This is a genomic window from Diplocloster modestus (assembly GCF_019042245.1).
In the GTDB taxonomy this organism is placed as follows: Bacteria; Bacillota; Clostridia; order Lachnospirales; family Lachnospiraceae; genus Diplocloster; species Diplocloster modestus.
The window spans coordinates 489,559-510,142 of record NZ_JAHQCX010000001.1 but is presented as its reverse complement, the minus strand read 5'-3'; the positions used below and the strand labels follow the sequence as shown (position 1 = coordinate 510,142).

The following is a 20,584-nucleotide window of genomic DNA, read 5'->3' as shown; positions in this document are numbered from 1 at the left end:
AATATGTTGTTTATATTTCATTAAAAATTTTTTAATATCAGCTTTAAAAAACCGGTATTTACATAAGTTTCCAGGAAAGTCCCGGCCAGGATTCCTCCCATAGTCATTACCAAAACCAGTATATACGGAACAATCAGCTGCTTCTTCGGCTGGTAACTGCTGCCGGAGAGGTATTTGCCATAATATAGTTGGGCAGACATCCCATGAACCTTAACCAGAAAGAATATCAACAGCGGCACATAGACTACATACTGCGGCAGGATTCCTCCCACACACAGCATCAGCCCCTTTACCCCGAATTTCATCACCGACATGGACAGAATCATTCCCGCGGAAAATCCGTACCAGACGAGATACAGCCAGACCGCCGGGCACCCTAAAACCGTGACTCCCATAATCCATAGGAAAAGAATACCCACAGACCGTTTCCCCAATATGTAGAAAAACAGATTTCCATAATCAATTTCCATATATTTATATTTGCTGAGAAAATAATCACTCAGAATTCCGGTCTGGTTCAGATAATTTTTACCGAATAAATTCGCGAACAGCACTCCGCCGATCAGTCCTGCCATAAACAGCAGAATAAACAGTTTTTTATTTACCGCTGTCTTTCCTGTCCGAAAAATCTGCACATGGATGCCCCTTTCCAACTTACTCTTTTCATTCTATGCATCCGGTGCAGGAATTAGACTGGAACCCTGAAGTCTTAACTGCAATATTTCAGCTTGTACGCCAGTATGGCAGACACAGTCTTCGAGTCCTGAAGCACGCCGTCATAACAGAGCTGAACCAGCTCATCAATCTCGTGTTCCTCCACATCCACATACTCGTCCTCGTCCAGATGCTGTCTGGAGGGAATCAGATCTCTGGCCACATAGACATCGATAAACTCATTACAAAAAGCAACCGTTGTCCGAAGCGACAGCAGCAGTTCCAGGTTCTCAGAGCGGTACCCGGTCTCTTCCTCCAGCTCCCTGGCCGCGCACACGATGGTTTCTTCCGCCTCGCTGTCCCTGCCTCCCGCCGGGATTTCCAGTGTAAATCGGTCCAGGGCGTTGCGATACTGCCGTACCATCAGAATCTTCCCTTCCTTCGTAACCGGAACCACCGCCGCTGCCCCTTTATGTTTAATAAAATCCCACTCCGCCACGTTCCCGTTGGGTATCTGCACATAGTCCTTATAATAGTCGATCACCGCTCCCTTATGGATCAGTTCTCTCTTTAATCTCTTATACACTTCCGCCATCTGACACGCTCCTTATAATGAAACCTCTAAACTCCAATAGTAACCAAGCGTCATTATACCACCGGCCAGGGTCGCTTACAAGTATATTTGCCGGCTAAATTAATGGTTATTTACACTATGTCCTCGAACATGGAAATTCGTTCTCTCCAAAGCCGGAGAAGGCAGGCGCGGGGCGGGACGCCGGGAGCCGGGGGACACAAGGATCGGCGGCCAAATCGCTTGAGGCCGGACCTTAGAACGGGTTACGGAGATGGCGGGAGAACCACGCAGGGCCCGGAACACTGTCCGAGCCGCCCTTTTGGCGAGTTTGTTCCGGTCCCTGCCAATAAGAGGTTCTCCCGCCATCGTAGTTAGCCGTTCTTAGGTCCGGCCGATGCGATTTGGCCGCCGATCCTTGTGTCCCCCAGCTCCCGGCGTCCCGCCCCGCGCCTGCCTTCTCCGGCCCTTAGCAAACAAAAAAACACCCCAAACCCGCTACCGCGGTTTGGGGCATCTCTCATATTCTTATTTCGCATAGTCTGTAACCCTGGATTCCCGGATTACATTTACTTTGATCTGGCCCGGATATTCCAGTTCGGACTCGATCTGTTTGGATATATCTCTGGCCATTAATACCATGTCGGCATCGCTGACCATTTCCGGAACTACCATTACACGAATCTCTCTACCTGCCTGAATAGCAAAAGACTTCTCCACTCCCTTAAAGGCATTGCTGATATCTTCTAACTGTTTCAATCTGTTTGTATATGTTTCTAACGTTTCTCTTCTCGCTCCCGGTCTCGCCGCCGAAATCGTATCGGCCGCCTGCACCAGGCATGCGATCAGACTTTCCGGTTCCACATCCCCATGGTGGGATTCAACCGCGTTGATCACCGTGGCCGATTCCTTATATTTTCTGCATAAGTCAACACCGATTTGAATATGTGAGCCTTCTGTTTCATGATCGATGGATTTTCCGATGTCATGTAATAAACCGGCACGTTTTGCCATTCTAACGTCCACGCCAATCTCACTGGCCAACAGACCTGACAGCAGTGCCACTTCAACCGAATGCTTCAAAGCATTCTGGCCATAACTCGTCCTGAATTTCATCTTTCCTAACAATCTGATAAGTTCTGGATGAACGCCGTGAACACCTGCTTCCAGCGCCGCAGCCTCTCCCTCTTCGCGCATCATGGTCTCTACTTCCTTCTGCGCTTTTTCGACCATCTCTTCGATTCTGGCCGGATGAATCCGACCGTCCACAATCAACTTCTCCAGTGCGATTCTCGCTACTTCACGTCTAATCGGGTCAAAGCTTGATAGGATTACCGCTTCCGGCGTATCGTCAATAATCAGATCCACCCCGGTCATCGTCTCCAATGTACGGATATTCCGGCCTTCCCGGCCGATAATCCTGCCCTTCATTTCATCGTTCGGCAGCTGAACCACGGAAATCGTCGTCTCAGCCACATGGTCTGCCGCACATTTCTGTATGGCGTTTACCACATACTCTTTCGCTTTCTTTGATGCTTCTTCTTTTGCTCTGTTCTCCATCTCTTTGATGAGAACAGCTGTGTCATGTTTTACTTCGTCTTCAACAGTTTTCAACAGATATTCTTTTGCTTGTTCGGAGGTAAGTCCAGAGATTCTTTCCAGTTCCTGTACACGTTTGGCATGAAGTTCCTGCACTTCTGCCTTTTTCTTTTTTAAATCTTCTTCCTTTGCTGAAATAGAAGACTCGCGCTTTTCCAGGTTGTCCGCTCTTTTATCAACAGATTCTTCCTTGGAAAGTACTCTTCTTTCATAACGTTGCAGCTCAGCCCGCCGTTCCTTGGTCTCTTTTTCCAGTTCATTTTTGGTCTTTAAAGATTCCTCTTTGGCTTCCAGCAGGGCTTCCCTTTTCTTGGTTTCCGCGGTTTTCAATGCTTCATCTATTATTTCTCTTGCTTTGTCTTCCGCACTACCGATCTTGGATTCAACTACATTCTTCCGATAGGCAGTGGCGACGATCCAAGTAATAACAGCCACAACCAACGCGACTACAACAGCAACAATGATCGTAGTTGGCACAGGAGCACCTCCTTATTTAGTTTTCATTGTACGTAAAAATACAACACTTAAATTTTATACTTTTTTATGCATTATGTCAAGTTACCCAAAGAATTTTCCACAATAAATTGTGAAAGTCCTAAATTTCACAAAAAACAGGATTTTCACAGTTGGGCGGTTACAAAAATATCATAAATTGCACGAATCGCAGTCTCAAAATCACTGTTTTTCACACCAATTATAACATTTAATTCGCTGGAACCCTGGTCGATCATCTTAACATTTACCCGCGCATGGGCCAGAGCCGAGAAGATACGTCCCGCAGTACCCCGCGTAGCCTTCATGCCTCGTCCCACCACAGCGATGAGCGCCAGGTCTGATTCCAGTTCCACGATGTCCGGATGCACCGCACGGTGAATTCCAGCGATCACCTGCTGCTCTTTATCGACAAATTCTGACTGCTGCACAAAAATCGTCATCGTATCGATACCGGACGGCATATGTTCAAAAGAGATGCCATTGTCTTCAAATACTCCCAGAACTTTCCTGCCAAACCCAATCTCCGAATTCATCAGATCCTTATCCACGCTGATGGAGGCGAAGCCCTTCTTACCGGCGATACCGGTTACCGTATACTTGGAACTGCGGCAGGTACTCTCCACGATCAGCGTGCCCTTCTCATCCGGCGCGTTGGTGTTCCGGATATTGATCGGAATCCCTTCCTTGCGCACAGGGAAAATGGCATCCTCGTGAAGTACGGTGGCGCCCATATAAGCCAGCTCCCGCAATTCCCGGTAGGTAATGGTCTCAATGACCTCCGGATTATTGACGATCCTGGGATCCGCAACCAGAAAGCCGGACACATCGGTCCAGTTCTCGTAAAGGTCCGCATGAATCGCCTTCGCCACCAGGGAACCGGTGATATCGGATCCCCCTCTGGAAAATGTCCGGATAGTACCGTCGTCCAGCGCCCCGTAAAATCCGGGTATGACCGCATGCTCCGCAGACTTCAGTCGGTCATGCAGTTTTTTATCTGTTTTTTCGGCGTTCAGACTGCCGTCTTTTTGGAAAAAGATCACCGTGGCCGCGTCGATAAATTCGTATTCCAGATAGGCCGCCAGCACGATCCCGTTTAGATACTCCCCACGGGAGGCCGCGTATTCACTGCCGGCTTTGCCTGCGAACATCTCCGCGATTTTATCAAACTCAGCGGCCAGAGACAGTTTTATGCCCAATCCCTGGATAATTTCTTCATATCTGGCTTCTATTTTTTTCAGCAACTCTTTGAATTCTTTTCCATTTTCTGCTGCCTCATAACACTGATAGAGCATATCCGTAACTTTTGTGTCATGGGAATATCTCTTTCCGGGAGCGGATGGCACCACATACCTTCTGGAATCCTCCTGGCAGATAATATTTTTTACTTTTTTAAACTGTTCCGCACTGGCCAGGGAACTTCCGCCAAATTTTACTACTTTCTTCATTACTCTTTTTCTCCCTCTTACTCTGTAATCCTATCTTTCCGTATGTCTTTATAATATGTACATTTGTTTTTGCAAGAAACACACGCTAATAAAATACCTCTTTTACAGTAAAATTGCAAGTATTTTCTATTTTTTTTGCAATAATTCGTCTTTTACCGGGTTTTCATGAATACCTCTGTCTCGCCTGCAGTTTACCGATAATAACTTTTTCCCTCTCGTTTCATTCACATTTTTATTCATATACAAACACCGGAACTGCCTGTTCAGACAATTCCGGTGCCACTTTTTAGAAGGAGTAAAACGCAAGTATACATGATACCACTAAGGCTTAGCTAACAGTCCGCTAAATGAAAACTTTCTTATTTCTCTTTATAATCCGCTTTGGAATAATCGATCATTATCTTTTTACATGTTTTACAAATATATGCTTCAAATGAAAGCTCACGAAACATATTATTGCCTAAGAGCACCTCATCCTTTTGGGGAAGTAAGGATACTTTATGTGGTGCTTTGACCCATGCCATCCGTTGACCGCTTTGTAAATAACCTTGCACCATCTCTTTTCCGCAAACAGGACACCGCATTGAACCGCCCTCTCCTAAATTCCGATTTGACGAGCATACTTTTTCAACAGAAGCGAACACACTACAACTTTATTTTTTTATATTTTTCTTATCCCTGCCACAGAATTCCGCCTGCAGTTTCTCCCGCACCTTATCATTTAATCTTGCACATCGATTAGGACCTTCATAGTTTTTTCCTGATTCTCATCGATGTACTTGTATGCTTGTAAATATTCCCGGAACGCAAAATGTTTTGACATTAAGGGGCGTAACCGGATTTTCTTTTCTTCTGCCAGTTTAATCGCTTCTGTGTAGTCTTCGTTTCTATACATCATCGTCGTGTTCAGGTCCAATTCATGATCATTCAGAACCGCCAAATCCACATTTGCCATACCTTCATACACCGCGACCAGAATAATCGTGCTTCCTTTTCTGGCGTATTGAATGGCCTGGCCCATCGTAGTATCATTTCCGGCGCAATCATATATGACATCCGCTTTATCTGGACCAAAGTGTTCCAGGACAGCATCCCCAAAGTTTCTTTCCAAGGTGTTCTCCGCATAGTCAATCCCGCATTCCCTCGCGATGCCGAGTCTGATATCACTCACATCTGTCACCATCACTTTGCCGGCGCCCTTTGCTTTTGCCACCTGTGCCACAAGATTCCCGATTGGCCCGGCGCCAATAACAGCAATATCGCTGCCGGTAATATCTCCTGCACGGTTCACAGCATGAACTGCTACCGCCAGCGGCTCTATCATCGCTCCTTCGTCATAGCTCATCTCTTCCGGCAGCGGTGTTACTTTGGAAGCGTCAACTGCAAATAGTTCACTAGCCACTCCTGTCGTCTGAAAGCCCATAACTTTTAAATTTTCACAGAGATTATATTTTCCGTGGGTACACGGGTAACAGTTACCGCAGAAAACCTGTGGCTGAATCGTAACTTTTTGTCCGATCTTCAGGTTCCTGACATTTCTGCCTGCCTCCACAATCTCGCCGCTGACTTCGTGTCCTTGCGTAACCGGATATTTTGTAAATGGATGTTTGCCGTGATATACATGAATATCACTACCGCAGATACCAATCCGCTTAATTTTTACAACTACTTCATTTTCTTTTGCAACCGGATCCGGAATATTTTGAAATCGGATCTCACCAGGTTCCGTCAACACTTGTTGGATCATTTTTCCACCTCAGTTCTTTTAGATAAAGTTTTATTAAATGTTTTATAAAAGTATTTTTATAATAGCATGCTGCGAAAATATTGTCAATACACAATGCTATAATTTTCATGCCTATAAACAGTCTCCGTACGCTCTCCGCCTTCTGCCGGAGGGGAATTCAGTCAGGGTACTGATGCCGGAGGCCGGTCCTTTCAGATGAACATCAAAACAACGGGGCAGCAACAGAAAAAGGTGCCTGTCCCCGGAAGCCGGCCCATCCAGCCGGACAACCGGGGACAGGCACTTTCCTGCCCCGTTTCCTATTAACTCTCATCCTAATATCTTTTACTCAACCTACTATTCTCTACTCACCCTGCTATCTTTTACTCAACCTTCTATCTTCCAATTCTAATATAGGATTGCATGCAGCTTTTATAATTGGTCAATATATTCTTCTATAGGGATAATAGCAGCGCCCAAAGCGCTTGATTCCTGCTTAAGTCTGCTGGCAGACAGGAACACGTCCCCTGGCTGTTCAAACGGGTCAAGTTCGGCAACTTTTGACTGAAGCTCCTGAAGCCATGGATCCATATAGCATCCAACATATCCTCCTAAAATAATATCACAGTCAAAAGACATGCGGATATTAATGATCAGTTTGGCCAGATGATCGATATACTCATTCCAAACAGCCTGCTTTTCCTCATTTCCTTCACCTAAACTATCAAAAAAGGCTTCCAGTTTTTCTTCCTTAGGGGTCAGCACCAGCGCAGAGCAATAAGCATCCGCACAACCCTGCTGTCCGCAATAGCACTGTCTGCCATTGTTCACGATTCGCAAATGCCCAAATTCACCGCTTCTCTGGTTGATCCCTCTATAAATATTTCCATTAATAAAAATCGCACCGCCAACACTATTACTAAGTGATAAATACACCATTGTACTGTCCTGCGGTAGATTTCTTAATTCCGCTAAAGCCGCCGCATTTGCATCATTTACAAAGTAAGTTTTCCAAGGTAACAGGGAACTGATTGCTTTGCAGGATACATTCCGGATATTTAACACATGGGAGTCTGCGATGATGGTTCCATCTTCATTTAATATTCCGGGTATGGAAACACCCAGACCGACTATTTTCCTTGTATCGATCGGATGTTCACCTATAAAGGCCTGTATCATAACGGCTAATTTTGAATAGTAATCATTGGTATTCCTATATGGCAACACCAGCCTCTTATGAAACAAAATATTTTCCGACAGATCAATTAGAACGATACGAACGTGATTCTTTGTAATTTCAACCCCGATGGACAACGCCGCGTTTGAGATACTTGTAATTACATTCGCTTTCCTTCCGCCTGTGGACTCAAACCGGCCGCTCTCCTCCACGACTCCCAGCTCCTGCAATTCCTTAACGTTCTGTAGAATCGTCGGCATACTAAGACCCAGTGCCAAAGAAATATCCTGCCGTGAGGTTGTTTTGCTCCGAAGGATATATTTAAATATATTATTTCGGTTTTGTTTTTTTATTTCTATGCTAACTCCAGAACTTTTCACATTTCCTCCAGTGACGCATTTACTGCGTCTTAATTCAGGTATGGTGTAACCATTTCCTCCAGTGACGCAGTGAATGCGTCTTAATTCAATCTTCCCGCTTTATTTTATCTTTTACAAAACTCTTTTTATAAGTATACAATAGATTTTTTTTATTTTCAACACTTTAGCAGCCCCGATAATTTTATCCCCTGCTGGTATATTTGCGTCAAAAGAAATATAATAGATCTGAGAAAGCAGTCCCCCCTATTACACTGCACTACCTATTGACGATGGAGGAAATACATGAAACAGATATTTTTAGTCGAGGACGATAAAGCGATCGCCAGGAACCTTATCCGATTGCTCCGCTCTGAGGGTTACGCGGTTACCCACGCTCCTACGCGGGCGCAGGCTCTTGCCGCGCTTGGGGGCAATCATTTCGACCTGGCGCTGGTCGATATTTCCCTGCCTGACGGAAATGGTTTTACGGTCTGCACGGAAATCAAAGATGCTCAGGACATTCCCATCATCTTCCTGACGGCTTCCGATGATGAGGGGAGCGTTGTTACCGGACTGAATCTTGGCGCGGATGACTATATCACCAAACCTTTCCGTCCCCGTGAATTGATCGCGCGGATCGGAACTGCTCTGCGAAGAAGCGTGCGCCCCGGGTCGGTATTTGAGATTCACGGGCTTCAGGCCGATACCGCCAGCGGGGTCGTGAAAAAATATGGGAAAGAGGTTTATCTTTCCGCACTGGAATACCGCTTGCTGCTGGTATTCATCAATAATCCCAAAAGCATTATCACGCGTGACCGGCTGCTGGATGAATTATGGGATGCCGCAGGTGAATTTGTCAATAATAATACCCTAACTGTCTACATCAAACGGCTGCGTGAAAAGATCGAGGACGACCCGGCTGATCCGCAGATTGTACTCACCGTGCGCGGTACTGGGTATAGGCTGGGAGGATGCTATGTTTCGGAATAGAGAGATCCGGCAGTTTGCCGTGTTGTTAGCCCTAATAACCGCCGCCTCTGCGGCGGCGGGGTTCGCTGTCCATCCGGCAGCGGGGATACTGGCTCTTGTCACAGCCATTGCCTTTGGAACAGCATTTTTTCTGTTTACCAAAGCCCGCTACCGAAGTATTGCTCGGATTACCGATCAGATCGATCTTGTACTTCACAATGCCGGCCATACATTTATCAGCGAATCGGACGAGGGCGAGCTTTCCATATTGCAAAGCGAAATTACTAAAATGACGCTGCGCATCCGGGAACAAAACGACGCATTGAAAAAAGAGAAAACCCGCCTCGCGGATTCTCTGGCCGACATTGCCCATCAGCTGCGCACCCCCCTCACCTCCGCGAACCTCATTCTTTCTCTGCTGAAGAATAACCCCGAAAAAGCAGAGCGGATGGCTCTGCTGCGTGAGACGGATGAGTTGTTTATACAGATGGACTGGCTGATTACCTCTCTGTTAAAACTATCCCGTTTGGACGCCGGTATTGTGGTTTTCCAAAGTGAGCAAACAGACGTGAACGACTTGATACAGACCGCACTCCGGCCATTTCTGATTTCCATGGAGCTGCACAATATTCAGGTACAAACGGAAATACCAAAAGGAATCTCGGTCACCGGCGATTCCGGCTGGCTCTCAGAGGCAATCCAAAATATCCTTAAAAATTGCATCGAAAGCGCAGGTGAGGACGGAAAGATCCAAATCGTCTGTGAGGACACCCTGTTGTTTACGCGTATTACCCTCCATGACAGCGGAGCAGGCTTTGCGCAGGAAGATTTGCCCCATGTATTTGACAGGTTATACCGCGGGAAAAATTCCAGCACGACGGGGTATGGGATCGGACTGGCCCTCTGCAAGACAATTATCATCCGTCAGGGCGGTACAATTACCGCAAAAAATCATCCCCAGGGCGGCGCTGTATTTACCATCCGTTTCCCAAAGTGACGAATCTCTCACCGAAAAGTCACAATGATGTAAGGGCAAAGATCTATTATATGGGTAAACCACAAGTAAGGAGGCTCACATAATGGAGTTCTTGAAAATTGAAAATCTGTGCAAGGTCTACGGAAGGGACGAAAACCAGGTTATCGCGCTGGATCATGTTTCTCTTACCATTGAAAAGGGGGAATTCACCGCAATCATCGGTTCCTCCGGTTCCGGCAAATCCACATTGCTTCACACCATCGCCGGTGTGGACGTACCGACAAGCGGGAAGGTGTATTTGAACGGACAGGATGTATATGCGCAAAGTAATGAAAAACTTGCCATTTTCCGCAGACGGCAGGTTGGTCTGATTTATCAGTTTCACAATCTCATTCCCACTTTGAATGTGGTGGAAAACATTACCCTGCCAATTCTGATGGACAAACGAAAAGTAAACAAAGAAAGGCTGAACGATCTGCTGGATCTGTTAGGGCTTCAGGACCGCAAAACCCATCTGCCAAATCAGCTCTCCGGCGGTCAGCAGCAGCGTGTCGCGATCGGGCGCGCCTTGATGAATGCCCCGGCAGTTATGCTGGCCGATGAACCCACTGGCAGCCTGGACAGCCGCAACGGACAGGAAATCATCCATCTGCTGAAGGAAAGCCACGAGAAGTATCACCAGACTTTGATCATCGTCACCCACGACGAAAATATCGCTTTGCAGGCAGACCGGATCATTACCATCGCAGACGGTAAAGTGATGCGGGATGAAAGGCAGGTGGAAGGGTAATGAATATTTTCAATAAAGTTGCCCTGCAAGGTCTGAAAAAGAACCGGACACGAACGATTGTGACAATTATCGGCGTTATTTTGTCTGCCGCCATGATTACGGCAGTCGCCACTTTTGGCGTTTCTCTGCTGGATTATATGACAAAGGGCGCGGCCAAAAAATACGGTGGTTGGCAGGCCGCGTTTTTGGACGTAGATTCTTCCTTTGTACAGGAGCAACAGCTGAATAAAGAAGTGAAAGACACGGTAACCTTTGAAAATATCGGTTATGCAGCGCTTGACAGCGGCTCGGATCCGGATAAACCGTATCTTTTCATAGCCGGCTACCATCCGGAAACCTTTGATGCCCTGCCCATCCCCCTTCTCTCAGGCAGGCTTCCTGAAAACAGCGGCGAGATCCTGGTCTCGGGGAAAGTCGCGTCCAACGGCGGTGTATCCTACGCGGTAGGCGATACGATTTCCCTTGCCGTGGGAAGCCGCATGAAAGGAGATGAGAAGCTGGGTCAGAGTGATCCGTACACAGCCGGGGATGAAACTCTTCTGCCGGAAGCCAAGAGAACCTACAGGATTGTCGGTATCTGTCAGACACCTGTTTTTGAGAAAGATTCCTCGCCGGGTTACACTTTGATAACCAGGACAGATACTGCAGACACGGCGGATAATCTCAGTTTATTTGTCACCCTGAAAAATCCGCGCCAGGTTCTTTCGTATGTAGATACTGCGGCGGACGGCCATTCTTATATTCTGAATAATGATGTTCTACGTTTTATGGGATTATCGGACGATCCATCCGATCAGATATTCAATGGACTTCTGTACACAGTTGGCGGAATTGTGATAGCCATTATCATGATAGGCTCAATCTTTCTGATTTATAACTCCTTCAGCATCTCCTTGAACGAACGTACGCGGCAGATTGGGATCCTTTCCTCTGTGGGCGCCACCGCAAAACAACTGCGTAATTCGGTGCTCTTTGAAGGGCTTTGCATCGGAGCGGTCGGCATCCCCATCGGTGTTCTCGTCGGCATTGGCAGTATCGGGCTTGTGATTATCGTTGTCGCCAAGAATTTTGGAACCCTTCTCTACGCCGATGTTCCTTTAACCTTGCATGTATCCGCTCTCGCTATTGCGGGAGCAGCGGCCGTCAGTATCGTTACGATTTTGATTTCTGCCTATATTCCGGCTAAAAAGGCCGCCGGCACGCCGGTGATGGAATGTATCCGCCAGACGAACGAAGTGAAAATGGAATCCAAATCCGTGAAAACCTCAAAACTATCGCAGCGCATATACGGCCTGGAGGGAATCCTTGCACTGAAGAATTTCAAAAGGAACAGGAAACGTTATCGCAGTATTGTGCTGTCACTAGTTTTAAGCATCGTTTTGTTTATATCAACCAGTGCCTTCGTAATGGATCTGAAAAAAGCTTCGGATCAGACAAAAATGGTTACCAGCTATGACATCGGTTTTGGTACACAGGAAATGGATGACGGCGAAATGCTGCAGCTTTACGACAAGCTTAAAAACGCTGATGGTGTTTATGAAAGCTCCTATCAGGCATATATGGAGTATTCTTGTATTGTCCCCGCAGACGGACTTTCAGAGGATTATTGGGAATCTGCTGGAGGACGTTCGCCGGATGAGATTTCTCCGGATGAGTCTCCGGATGCGATGTCGGCGGATGGGACGGTGCATCTGTCCATGGGAATCCAGTTTCTGGATGACAGCGCTTACCTAGGCATTCTGGAAAGCCTGGGACTGCCTGAAGAGGAATATACCGGGCAGAGCGGGAAGATCATCGCCGTTGCCAAAATGCAGAGCAACAGCAGTCAGGTGGAGAAGGTTGAACAGCTTCGCGCTCTGTTCACAGATCCCTCCATGGATTTTACCATCTTCCCTCAAACAAACAACGGGTCTGAAACGGAAATAGGACAAAATGTAAATCTTACCTTTGTGGATATAGTGCCTCCGGATACTCCCCCGATCGCAGGTACTGTTGAACAGACACCATACTTTTTCCAAGCGCTGGCTCCCTGGTCGCTTAAGGATAAGCTCGCTCCATCCGATAGCCCGGCAGATGTCAGGGTCAAAGGCCTTACTTTTCAGTCAGAAAATCCCTCGAAGTCGACGGCGGAAATGAAAACCGTGATTCAGGGCGCGGGTATCACATCCGCATATATCCTTTTGAATACATCTGAGATGCTTGAGGAAAGCCGAAATTATGTCTTTATTGCCAATGTGTTCGCTTATACGTTTATTATTATGATTTCCCTGATCGCGGTAGCTAATGTGTTCAACACGATCTCAACGAATATCAAGCTGCGCCGGCAGGAGCTGGCCATGCTTCGCTCTGTGGGTATGTCCGACCGGGATTTCAACAAAATGATGCGTTTTGAGTGTGTATTCTACGGTATGAGAGCTCTGCTTATCGGGCTTCCTTTAGCAGTTGTTTCTTCCCTGCTTATTCACAGAGGGATGTTCATAGCCGGAGCAGACAGCATTGCTTTTGCGCTCCCGTGGGCCAGTATCGGGATCAGCGTATGCAGCGTTCTCCTGGTAATATTTGTCACCATGATGTATGCCGTCGGCAAGATCAAAAAAGAAAATATTATAGACGCACTGCGGGATGACATGACTTGATCCAAATTCCGTCAGGTTCTGATATGGCTTCCAGCCGGTGTCCGGACCACCTCGATCCGGTTATCCAGTCGCTCCTTCAATTCCCCCACATGGGAAATGATCCCAATCAGCCGGTCACCTTCCACCAGGGACATCAGGGTGCGCACCGCCTGGTCAAGCGCCTCGCAGTCCAGCGAACCGAAGCCCTCATCTACGAACAGCGTCTCGATCCGGATTCCGCCCATATGATTCTGAATCACATCCGTCGTCCCCAATGCCAGGGATAAGGCCGCCTGGAAAGCCTCGCCGCCGGACAAAGTCCGCACCGGACGGTGTTTTCCCGTATGGGCGTCGAAGACCATCAGTTCCAGGCTGTCATGTCCGTGGGCGGCCCGGTCGATCCTGGACAGCTCATAGCGCCCGGTGGTCATATCCCGCAGACGGAAGTTCGCGGCATAGAGCACCTGATCAAAATAACTGCCGCTGACGTAATCCTCGAATAAGAGCTTCAAATGGTTCTTCCCATCCCCCCTGGTCACCTGGGCCAGATCGCTGACTTTTCCGAACAGGTCGTTTTTTTGTTCCCACTCGCCCAGTTTTTCTCCCAGAGACAGGCTGGCCCGCCGGTTGCCTTCCAGCCTGGCGGCCAGCGTCTCCTTTTCTTTGGACTGTTTTTGTTTTTCCCTGCGCTTTTCCTCCAGGGCCAGGGTCAGCTCTGTCAGATCTTTGATCTCTTTTCCCTTCGTTTCCCGCTCCAGACGTTTTTGATTCTCCAGGGCCAGATGCAGCTGCTGTTCATAGCTTCGGATCTCCCGTTCAAGGGCACCGGCCGTCTTCTCGTCCAGAAAGCTGAGACGGTAGCTGTCCGGGCTTACATAGCCCTGCCGGTTCAGGATCTTTTGAAATTCCTTCTCCCCCTGTTCCAGGTTTTTAAGCGCTTCGGGGAGCTCTTCTTCCATATGTTCCAGAATCGTGCGCTGGCCTTCTGTTTTCAGCTGGCTGGCGCGCAGTGCTTTTTGTAATTTCTCCAGTTCCCGGATCTGATGTGCGATTTCTTTTCGAAGGGCGGAAGCATCCTGATCCATGGCCACTCTCGCCAGGTTCCGGTGCTGATCCACCGTAAGCTTCGTACGGTCCCGTTCCCCTTTCAGGCCGGCCGCTTCCTGCTGCACTGCTGCCAGCTGTTCCCCGGCCTCCTGATATTCCTGCTTCAGCCGCTTCAGGGTCTCTTCGTCCGGGACCTCCTTCGTCACCCGCGCTTTCTTCGGATGCTCCGTGGAACCGCACAGCGGACAGGGCTCCCCTTCCTTTAGCTCCTGGGCAGCCAGACCGATGGCGGCTCTGCGGTAAGCCCGGTCCTTATCCTCGTACCGTCTGCGCTTTCTCTCTTCCTGCGCTTCCAGCCGTAGGTATTCCTTCTGCTTCTGGGCCAGCTTCTGCTCCGCCTGCTTCAGCAGCTTCTGCTGTTCTTCCAACAGACTTATATGCGTAAGACGATCCTTGCACGCTGTGAGAAAAGGGACCAGATGTTCCTCCCCATCCGGCAGCAGCTTCTGTTTCTCCAGTTCGAGAGCCTGGGCTTCCCGGCTGATCCGTACCCAGTTCTCTCTGGCTTTCTCTAGCTTTTCTCCCGCCTCTTTATACTGCTGGTCCGCCTTTTCATACGCCACTTCATATGGTCTGACCAGACGGGCCCGGCCGGCTGAAGAGAGTTTTTCTTTCTTTTGCCCTATCTCATCCTGCCGCTTTTGAAGGCGGATAAGCTCTTCTTTTACCTGGGTGAGCTGTGTGAAAAGCTGGTTCGTCTGCCGGGCCCTGGTGTATTCTGCCACCATGGAGTTTTCTTCCTTTTCCAGCCGTTCCCACTGTTCCCTTTGTATCCGTCTTTTCTCCCGGTCCTCCCGGATCAGATCCAGGAGGATCCGGCTCAATTCCTGATAATTCCGGTTCTCAGAGCGGTAAGCCGCATGCCAGTCTTCCCTGTCCGTCACCACGGCTGAGAGGGCTTCATCGATTTTATTGATCAGTTCGGTCATCTGTTCCTTCAACCGCCGCTCCCTGTCCCGCAGGCTGAATTTTAACTGCTGGTACATATTCAGATCGAATATTTTGCTCAGTATCTTACGGCGTTCTTTCGGTTCCGCCACCAGAAGCTGTGTATATTCCCCCTGGGCCAGCATTGAGATCTGTTTGAACTGACCATAATCCAGGCCCAGCAGTTCTTCCACCTTCGCCTTCACGTCCAGCAGCCGGTCATACTCTTTTCCGTCCGGCATCGTCAACAACACTGTGGGCTTAGCCAGGAGCATCCCGCTTCCCTTCCGCTTCGGCCGTTCATATTCCGGGGTCCGCCGGATCCGGTATTCTTCCCCTTTATGCAGAAAGCACAGTTCCACGTAGGTATCTGTCTCTGGCTGGGCAAAGTCACTGCGCAGCTGCCTGGTCTCCCGGATACTTCCGCTCACATTCCCATACAGGGCAAAGGTAATCGCGTCAAAGATCGTGGTCTTACCGGCGCCGGTGGGACCCGAGATCAGAAACAGTCCTTTTCGCGCCACATTTTCAAACTCAATCACTTCCCGGTCCTTATAAGGTCCCCAGGCACTGATGGTCAGAATGACCGGTTTCATAGGCAGTCCCTCCCCAGCGAATCACGGATGACTTCGGTCAGGATCTGCCGACGTTCCTCATCCAGTTCCTCGTCCGTCACATATTGATAAAAGTCGGAATACAGCTCCAGAATGGACTTGTCCGGCTTCTCGATCTCCTGCAGTTTCAGCTTGTCCGTATCCCGGTAATGCCGCTCCACCACGACCTGCAGGACATTGGGGTACACGGTCCGAAGCCTGCCGATCGGATCGTCCAGTTCATCCTTGTCCGTCAGCACCGCGCGGATAAAATCATCCGTCCCCTCACCCTGATAAGCCGCATCGGCCAGCAGCAGCTTTAGTTCTCCTCTCAGAATCCGCATCTCGCGCAGCGGTTTTAACGGAATCTTTGTCACCAGGACCTCTCCCTTTTTTCCCATCTCCACCAGATTCACGCTTTTCTCCTGCAGCGCTTCCGAAAAAGAGTATTTTAACGGAGTTCCCGCATAATAGACCGGCCGCTCTTTCATCTGCTGGGGCTTATGGATATGTCCCAATGCCGTGTAATCAAAGCACGCAAAGACCGAAGCCTCAACCTGGTCCAGCCCTCCCACGACCACCCGCGTCTCCGAGTCGGAAAGTTCAGGCTCACTGCCCGCGTCGGTCACAAAATAGTGAGTAACCAGTACATTTCTCTCGGCTGGATCAAGCTGAAGCTGGCCGATCATTTTCTGAACACCTTCATTGCAGCTTTTGACCTCTTCTTTCAGATACAGCTTCATGTCTCCCGGTTTCATAAACGGCAGCAAAAAGAAAGCCACTTCTCCGAAATCATCAGAAAAAGTGACTTTCCGAATCTCCTTCTCACAGACCCCGGCCAGATGCAGCCCCTGCCGCTTCAGGATATTCCCGGCAAAGCTTAAACGCTCCGGTGAGTCATGATTGCCGCTGACCGCCAGCACACAGATCCCCTGCTCAATCAGATCCGTCAGAAACTCATCCAGAACCGTCACCGCTTCCGCCGTGGGAATAGAACGGTCATAGATGTCCCCGGCCAGTACCACAGCATCCACTTTCTCCCTGACCGCCAGCCCGGCGATCTGACCGAGTATGTACCGCTGGTCAGACAGCAAGTCACATTCATGCAATACCTTCCCGATATGCAGATCCCCCGTATGAATAAACTTCATGCGTTCCTCCTGTGCCGCATTTACTGCGGCTACTATCCTTCCACTACCAGATACTTTCCGTTCGGCAGGGAGAAAACTTCCGATGCGTCCTCCAGGTCATCATCGCTCATACCATCGATATCCATACCATTTTCATCAAAATAATCCCGGACATCACTGAGTGAATCCAGTACCACTGCCATACAGTCTTCCAGGAAAGCCTCCGCCTCCTCCAGTGTCTCCGCGACCGGTTCATCAAACAGCTGCGACTGCTTCCTCAGAAATGTAGCCAAACACTCATCATCATACTCGTACATACGATACACCCTCCTACTTGTTTTCGTTTTTCATTGTATTGATTAGTTCCTTGAGAACTTTGATCACGCCTCCGTCGGGACCGGCCTGGGCCACGTGCCTGGCAACTTCTTTCACACTGTTTCTGGCATTGGCCACCGCATAGCTCTCACCAGCCTGTTTCAGCATCCCGATGTCGTTACCGTTATCTCCAAAAGCCATGGTCTCCTCCCGGGAGATTCCCAGTACCTTTTGGATATCTGCCACCGCATGGCCCTTATCCACAGATTTGTCCATGAAGTCGATCCAGTATTTTCCCGAAACCACCACCTGCAGATCCTTCTGCCAGTGAGGAATCAGCAGGTCATCCCGGATCTGCTGGGTTATACCGTCCTTCTGGAACACAGACACCTTCACAAAATCCGCATCCGCCTTAGTTACATCATCCACCATATAGACGTTATTCTTATAACCCTTCGTCAGCACGTCATAAAAATAATCATTCTGATAATCCAGATATATGCCTTCCGGCGCCGAAGTAGAATACTGACAATCATCTCTGGCTTTCAGAGTCCGCAAAAGATCTTCAAAGACAGACCGCCGGATCGGCTTCCTGGAAATTTCCACACCCCTGCACACCACATACGCGCCATTCTGCGCGATAAATATCATCTCGTCCTTAACCGGCTCGAACACCCGGTAAATGCTGTCATATTCCCGTCCGCTGGCCGCCGCAAACACGATCCCCAGCTTCTTCATCTCCAGCACCAGTTCATAAATCTCTTCGCTGACCTGATCAGTTCCTTCCGTGGTCAGGGTTCCATCGATGTCCGTAACTACCAATTTAATCATAATTTCCTCCAGCGCCGCATTTACTGCGGCTCATTTCAGGTATGCGTCTTACGCGTTCCTCCAGTGCCGCATTTACTGCGGCTTATTTCAGGTATGCGTCTTACGCGTTCCTCCAGCGCCGCATTTACTGCGGCTCTATTTCAGGTATGCGTCTTACGCGTTCCTCCAGTGCCGCATTTATTCCACCGGAAATCCCCCATCCAGCAGATTCCGCAGTGTCTTTTCCACCAGATCTGTCTGGAACCGGCTGACTTTTTTTACGCTTTCCTTTGCATTCTCCATAGCATAACTATAAAATACATTCTCTAACATTTCAATATCATTTTCATTGTCTCCGAAAGCCATGGCTTCCCCGGGGCTGATCTTAAAATGTTCCAGCAGCGTATCTATAGCCGGACCTTTTCCGGCATCCAGAGACATCATATCCAGCCAGGCATGTCCCGCGGTAACCACCTTGACCCGACCCTCAAAGCGCTTCCGGAAATAAGTTTCGCACCGGTCCACGCCTCCTTTTTCATAGACGGATATCTTTAAATATTCTTCCTCTACTTCCATGATATCATTCACAATGGTGACATTATTTCCCACCACATATTTCATATGATCCACATAGTCATGGATCTTTGGCTGAAGATAACAGGTTTTCACGCCCGACAGCAGAATCTCACACTGGTCCCGCTCCTGGATGGCAGTCAGAATCTCACGTCCCAGGCTCCGATCGATGGTTTTTCGGGAAAGCACCTGATCCTGATAGAGCACCAACGCCCCATTTTCCGCGATATAGGCGATCTCATCCGCCACCGGCGCAAACAGTCTTTTTAAATTCGGATATTGCCTGCCGCTGGCAGCAACAAACACAATACCCGCTTTCTTAAGTTCCCGGATCAGGTCAAAGACTTCCGGATTCAGCTTCTGACTGCCGTTTAACAGCAGAGTACCGTCCAGATCGCTGGCAACTAATCGTATCATATCTATTTACTCCTAACCCTTACATGCTGTAATACATTTTCAATGCTTACAAAAGCCTGCGCAGATCCATAGGATAATCGATAATATCCTGCGCGTGATTAGCTTCCAGCTCTTCCCTGTCCCGGAATCCCCATGTAACGCCTACCGTATGCATCCCTGCAGCATTTCCCGTCTGCATATCCGTATTCGTATCTCCCAGATAAAGGCAGTCGGCCGGCTCTATCCCGAATTCCGCGGCGATCGCCAGAGCTCCGTCCGGATAAGGTTTTCTGCGAATACCCTCCTGCTGTCCCTGGACATGATCGAAATAGCCTTTTCCAAACAGTGTCTCCACCACGTTAATAGTCTGGGCATGGGGTTTGTTGGATAAGACCGCGATCTTAATCCCCCGCTCCTTCAGAGTGTCCAGCAGTTCCGGAATTCCGTCATAGGGTTTCACTTCATACATACAATCCTTAGCGAATACCTCTTTATATTTCGCGGTTATTTTCTCCATGTTCTTAAGTTGTGTATCTCCTGCTGCGATCAACGCCCGCTCCAAAAGCTTGGCTGCGCCGTCTCCGACCATGGTTTTATAGGCTTCCATGGGATGTCCGGCAAGGCCGCAGTATTCCAGCGAGCGATTGGTGCAGTAGTGCAGAGATTTAAGCGTATCCGCAAGTGTTCCGTCCAGGTCAAATAGTACTGCTTTCCACATTGTATCATTCTCCTCTTTTTGGTTATATGGTAATACTTTCGATTTTATTTCCCCTCTACAATACACCCAGCTTTTTCAGTTCCCCATAGAGGCGGGCTACCGGCAGGCCCACCACGTTGCTGTAGTCTCCCCGGACGGATACAATATAGCGGGCCGCAAATCCCTGTATTCCGTAAGCCCCCGCCTTATCCATCGGTTCCCCGGTGGCTATATACTCCCGTATCTCAGATTCATCCATCGGCCCGAACTCCACCTCTGTCATCTCGGCAAAATGGATCTCTCTATTTTCATTCCCGGATTTTTGAATCATCGTTACCCCCGTATATACCTGGTGGGTATCTCCCTGCAAAAGTGCCAGCATCCCGGCGGCCTCCTCCTCACTTTGCGGCTTGCCCAGTATCCGCCCGTTATGGCAAACGATCGTATCCGCCCCGATAATCAGGGCCGGAGCCTCTATGGATGACGCGATATCCTCCGCCTTCAAAGCGGACAGTTCCGCTACCAGCTCCGCCGGTTCGAGAGCTTTGGACGCCTCTTCTTTCCGGCTCGGCAGCACCTCATAGTTCAGACCGATCTGCGTTAACAATTCCCGTCTTCTAGGTGAAGCCGAAGCCAATATAATTCGAGTATTCATGTTTC

18 protein-coding genes are annotated in these 20,584 nt (G+C 48.8%); 4 read left to right on the top strand and 14 right to left on the bottom strand.

Annotation, left to right across the window (positions count from 1 at the left end; translation table 11 throughout):
- Positions 1–20: 20 nt before the first annotated feature.
- The 7 genes from KTH90_RS02330 to KTH90_RS02305 form a co-directional block, all read right to left on the bottom strand.
- Positions 21–635: a stage II sporulation protein M gene (locus KTH90_RS02330; RefSeq protein WP_158352647.1), complete on the bottom strand. Its 615-nt coding sequence runs from the start codon at positions 633–635 to the stop codon at positions 21–23.
- Between the two features lie 74 nt (positions 636–709).
- Complete coding sequence (locus KTH90_RS02325; RefSeq protein ID WP_158352648.1) at positions 710–1,249, bottom strand: NUDIX domain-containing protein; 540 nt, start codon at positions 1,247–1,249, stop codon at positions 710–712.
- 504 nt (positions 1,250–1,753) lie between these two features.
- Positions 1,754–3,301 (bottom strand): ribonuclease Y, encoded by a 1,548-nt coding sequence (gene rny, locus KTH90_RS02320; protein WP_158352649.1) that lies wholly within the window; start codon positions 3,299–3,301, stop codon positions 1,754–1,756.
- Positions 3,302–3,444: 143 nt separating this feature from the next.
- On the bottom strand, positions 3,445–4,764 hold the full coding sequence (locus tag KTH90_RS02315) for an aspartate kinase (protein ID WP_158352650.1): 1,320 nt from the start codon (positions 4,762–4,764) through the stop codon (positions 3,445–3,447).
- 359 nt (positions 4,765–5,123) lie between these two features.
- Positions 5,124–5,348, bottom strand: coding sequence for a PF20097 family protein (locus KTH90_RS25420; protein WP_408626271.1), 225 nt, complete (start codon positions 5,346–5,348; stop codon positions 5,124–5,126).
- A gap of 137 nt (positions 5,349–5,485) precedes the next feature.
- A complete protein-coding gene (locus KTH90_RS02310; RefSeq protein WP_158352651.1) occupies positions 5,486–6,511 on the bottom strand; it encodes a zinc-dependent alcohol dehydrogenase in 1,026 nt (341 codons plus the stop codon).
- Between the two features lie 411 nt (positions 6,512–6,922).
- Complete coding sequence (locus tag KTH90_RS02305; RefSeq protein ID WP_158352652.1) at positions 6,923–7,945, bottom strand: ROK family protein; 1,023 nt, start codon at positions 7,943–7,945, stop codon at positions 6,923–6,925.
- 384 nt (positions 7,946–8,329) lie between these two features.
- On the opposite strand from KTH90_RS02305, the gene KTH90_RS02300 reads away from it, so the two are divergent.
- From KTH90_RS02300 to KTH90_RS02285, 4 genes are all read left to right on the top strand, one after another.
- Entirely contained in the window at positions 8,330–9,016 is a 687-nt protein-coding gene (locus KTH90_RS02300; protein ID WP_158352653.1) for a response regulator transcription factor, read from the top strand.
- Positions 9,003–9,992, top strand: coding sequence for a sensor histidine kinase (locus KTH90_RS02295; protein WP_158352654.1), 990 nt, complete (start codon positions 9,003–9,005; stop codon positions 9,990–9,992). The genes KTH90_RS02300 and KTH90_RS02295 overlap by 14 nt, the downstream gene beginning before the upstream one ends.
- An 82-nt stretch (positions 9,993–10,074) precedes the next feature.
- The gene (locus KTH90_RS02290; RefSeq protein ID WP_158352655.1) at positions 10,075–10,761 is read left to right on the top strand and encodes an ABC transporter ATP-binding protein; all 687 of its coding nucleotides are present in this window, start codon (positions 10,075–10,077) and stop codon (positions 10,759–10,761) included.
- The gene (locus KTH90_RS02285; RefSeq protein WP_158352656.1) at positions 10,761–13,397 is read left to right on the top strand and encodes an ABC transporter permease; all 2,637 of its coding nucleotides are present in this window, start codon (positions 10,761–10,763) and stop codon (positions 13,395–13,397) included. The genes KTH90_RS02290 and KTH90_RS02285 overlap by 1 nt, the downstream gene beginning before the upstream one ends.
- Before the next feature lie 11 nt (positions 13,398–13,408).
- Here the strand turns inward: KTH90_RS02285 and KTH90_RS02280 are convergent, their stop codons facing one another.
- The 7 genes from KTH90_RS02280 to KTH90_RS02250 form a co-directional block, all read right to left on the bottom strand.
- Positions 13,409–16,006, bottom strand: coding sequence for an AAA family ATPase (locus KTH90_RS02280; protein WP_158352657.1), 2,598 nt, complete (start codon positions 16,004–16,006; stop codon positions 13,409–13,411).
- Entirely contained in the window at positions 16,003–17,154 is a 1,152-nt protein-coding gene (locus KTH90_RS02275) for an exonuclease SbcCD subunit D (RefSeq protein WP_158352658.1), read from the bottom strand. The genes KTH90_RS02280 and KTH90_RS02275 overlap by 4 nt, the downstream gene beginning before the upstream one ends.
- A 32-nt stretch (positions 17,155–17,186) precedes the next feature.
- Complete coding sequence (locus KTH90_RS02270) at positions 17,187–17,450, bottom strand: glyoxalase (RefSeq protein ID WP_158352659.1); 264 nt, start codon at positions 17,448–17,450, stop codon at positions 17,187–17,189.
- Positions 17,451–17,463: 13 nt separating this feature from the next.
- Positions 17,464–18,279: a Cof-type HAD-IIB family hydrolase gene (locus KTH90_RS02265; protein ID WP_158352660.1), complete on the bottom strand. Its 816-nt coding sequence runs from the start codon at positions 18,277–18,279 to the stop codon at positions 17,464–17,466.
- A gap of 177 nt (positions 18,280–18,456) precedes the next feature.
- A complete protein-coding gene (locus KTH90_RS02260) occupies positions 18,457–19,248 on the bottom strand; it encodes an HAD family hydrolase (RefSeq protein ID WP_158352661.1) in 792 nt (263 codons plus the stop codon).
- A gap of 46 nt (positions 19,249–19,294) precedes the next feature.
- Entirely contained in the window at positions 19,295–19,945 is a 651-nt protein-coding gene (locus KTH90_RS02255; RefSeq protein ID WP_158352662.1) for an HAD family hydrolase, read from the bottom strand.
- Positions 19,946–20,000: 55 nt separating this feature from the next.
- Positions 20,001–20,579, bottom strand: coding sequence for a Maf family protein (locus KTH90_RS02250; protein ID WP_158352663.1), 579 nt, complete (start codon positions 20,577–20,579; stop codon positions 20,001–20,003).
- Positions 20,580–20,584 lie beyond the last annotated feature (5 nt).

Coding starts and splice junctions, on each gene's coding strand:
- KTH90_RS02310 (WP_158352651.1), bottom strand. CDS start 6,511: ATGATCCAACAAGTGTTGACGGAACCTGGTGAGATCCGATTTCAAAAT.
- KTH90_RS02295 (WP_158352654.1), top strand. CDS start 9,003: ATGTTTCGGAATAGAGAGATCCGGCAGTTTGCCGTGTTGTTAGCCCTA.
- KTH90_RS02315 (WP_158352650.1), bottom strand. CDS start 4,764: ATGAAGAAAGTAGTAAAATTTGGCGGAAGTTCCCTGGCCAGTGCGGAA.
- KTH90_RS02300 (WP_158352653.1), top strand. CDS start 8,330: ATGAAACAGATATTTTTAGTCGAGGACGATAAAGCGATCGCCAGGAAC.
- KTH90_RS02280 (WP_158352657.1), bottom strand. CDS start 16,006: ATGAAACCGGTCATTCTGACCATCAGTGCCTGGGGACCTTATAAGGAC.
- KTH90_RS02250 (WP_158352663.1), bottom strand. CDS start 20,579: ATGAATACTCGAATTATATTGGCTTCGGCTTCACCTAGAAGACGGGAA.
- KTH90_RS02265 (WP_158352660.1), bottom strand. CDS start 18,279: ATGATTAAATTGGTAGTTACGGACATCGATGGAACCCTGACCACGGAA.
- KTH90_RS02260 (WP_158352661.1), bottom strand. CDS start 19,248: ATGATACGATTAGTTGCCAGCGATCTGGACGGTACTCTGCTGTTAAAC.
- KTH90_RS02325 (WP_158352648.1), bottom strand. CDS start 1,249: ATGGCGGAAGTGTATAAGAGATTAAAGAGAGAACTGATCCATAAGGGA.
- KTH90_RS02275 (WP_158352658.1), bottom strand. CDS start 17,154: ATGAAGTTTATTCATACGGGGGATCTGCATATCGGGAAGGTATTGCAT.
- KTH90_RS02255 (WP_158352662.1), bottom strand. CDS start 19,945: ATGTGGAAAGCAGTACTATTTGACCTGGACGGAACACTTGCGGATACG.
- KTH90_RS02270 (WP_158352659.1), bottom strand. CDS start 17,450: ATGTACGAGTATGATGATGAGTGTTTGGCTACATTTCTGAGGAAGCAG.
- KTH90_RS02290 (WP_158352655.1), top strand. CDS start 10,075: ATGGAGTTCTTGAAAATTGAAAATCTGTGCAAGGTCTACGGAAGGGAC.
- KTH90_RS25420 (WP_408626271.1), bottom strand. CDS start 5,348: ATGCGGTGTCCTGTTTGCGGAAAAGAGATGGTGCAAGGTTATTTACAA.
- KTH90_RS02285 (WP_158352656.1), top strand. CDS start 10,761: ATGAATATTTTCAATAAAGTTGCCCTGCAAGGTCTGAAAAAGAACCGG.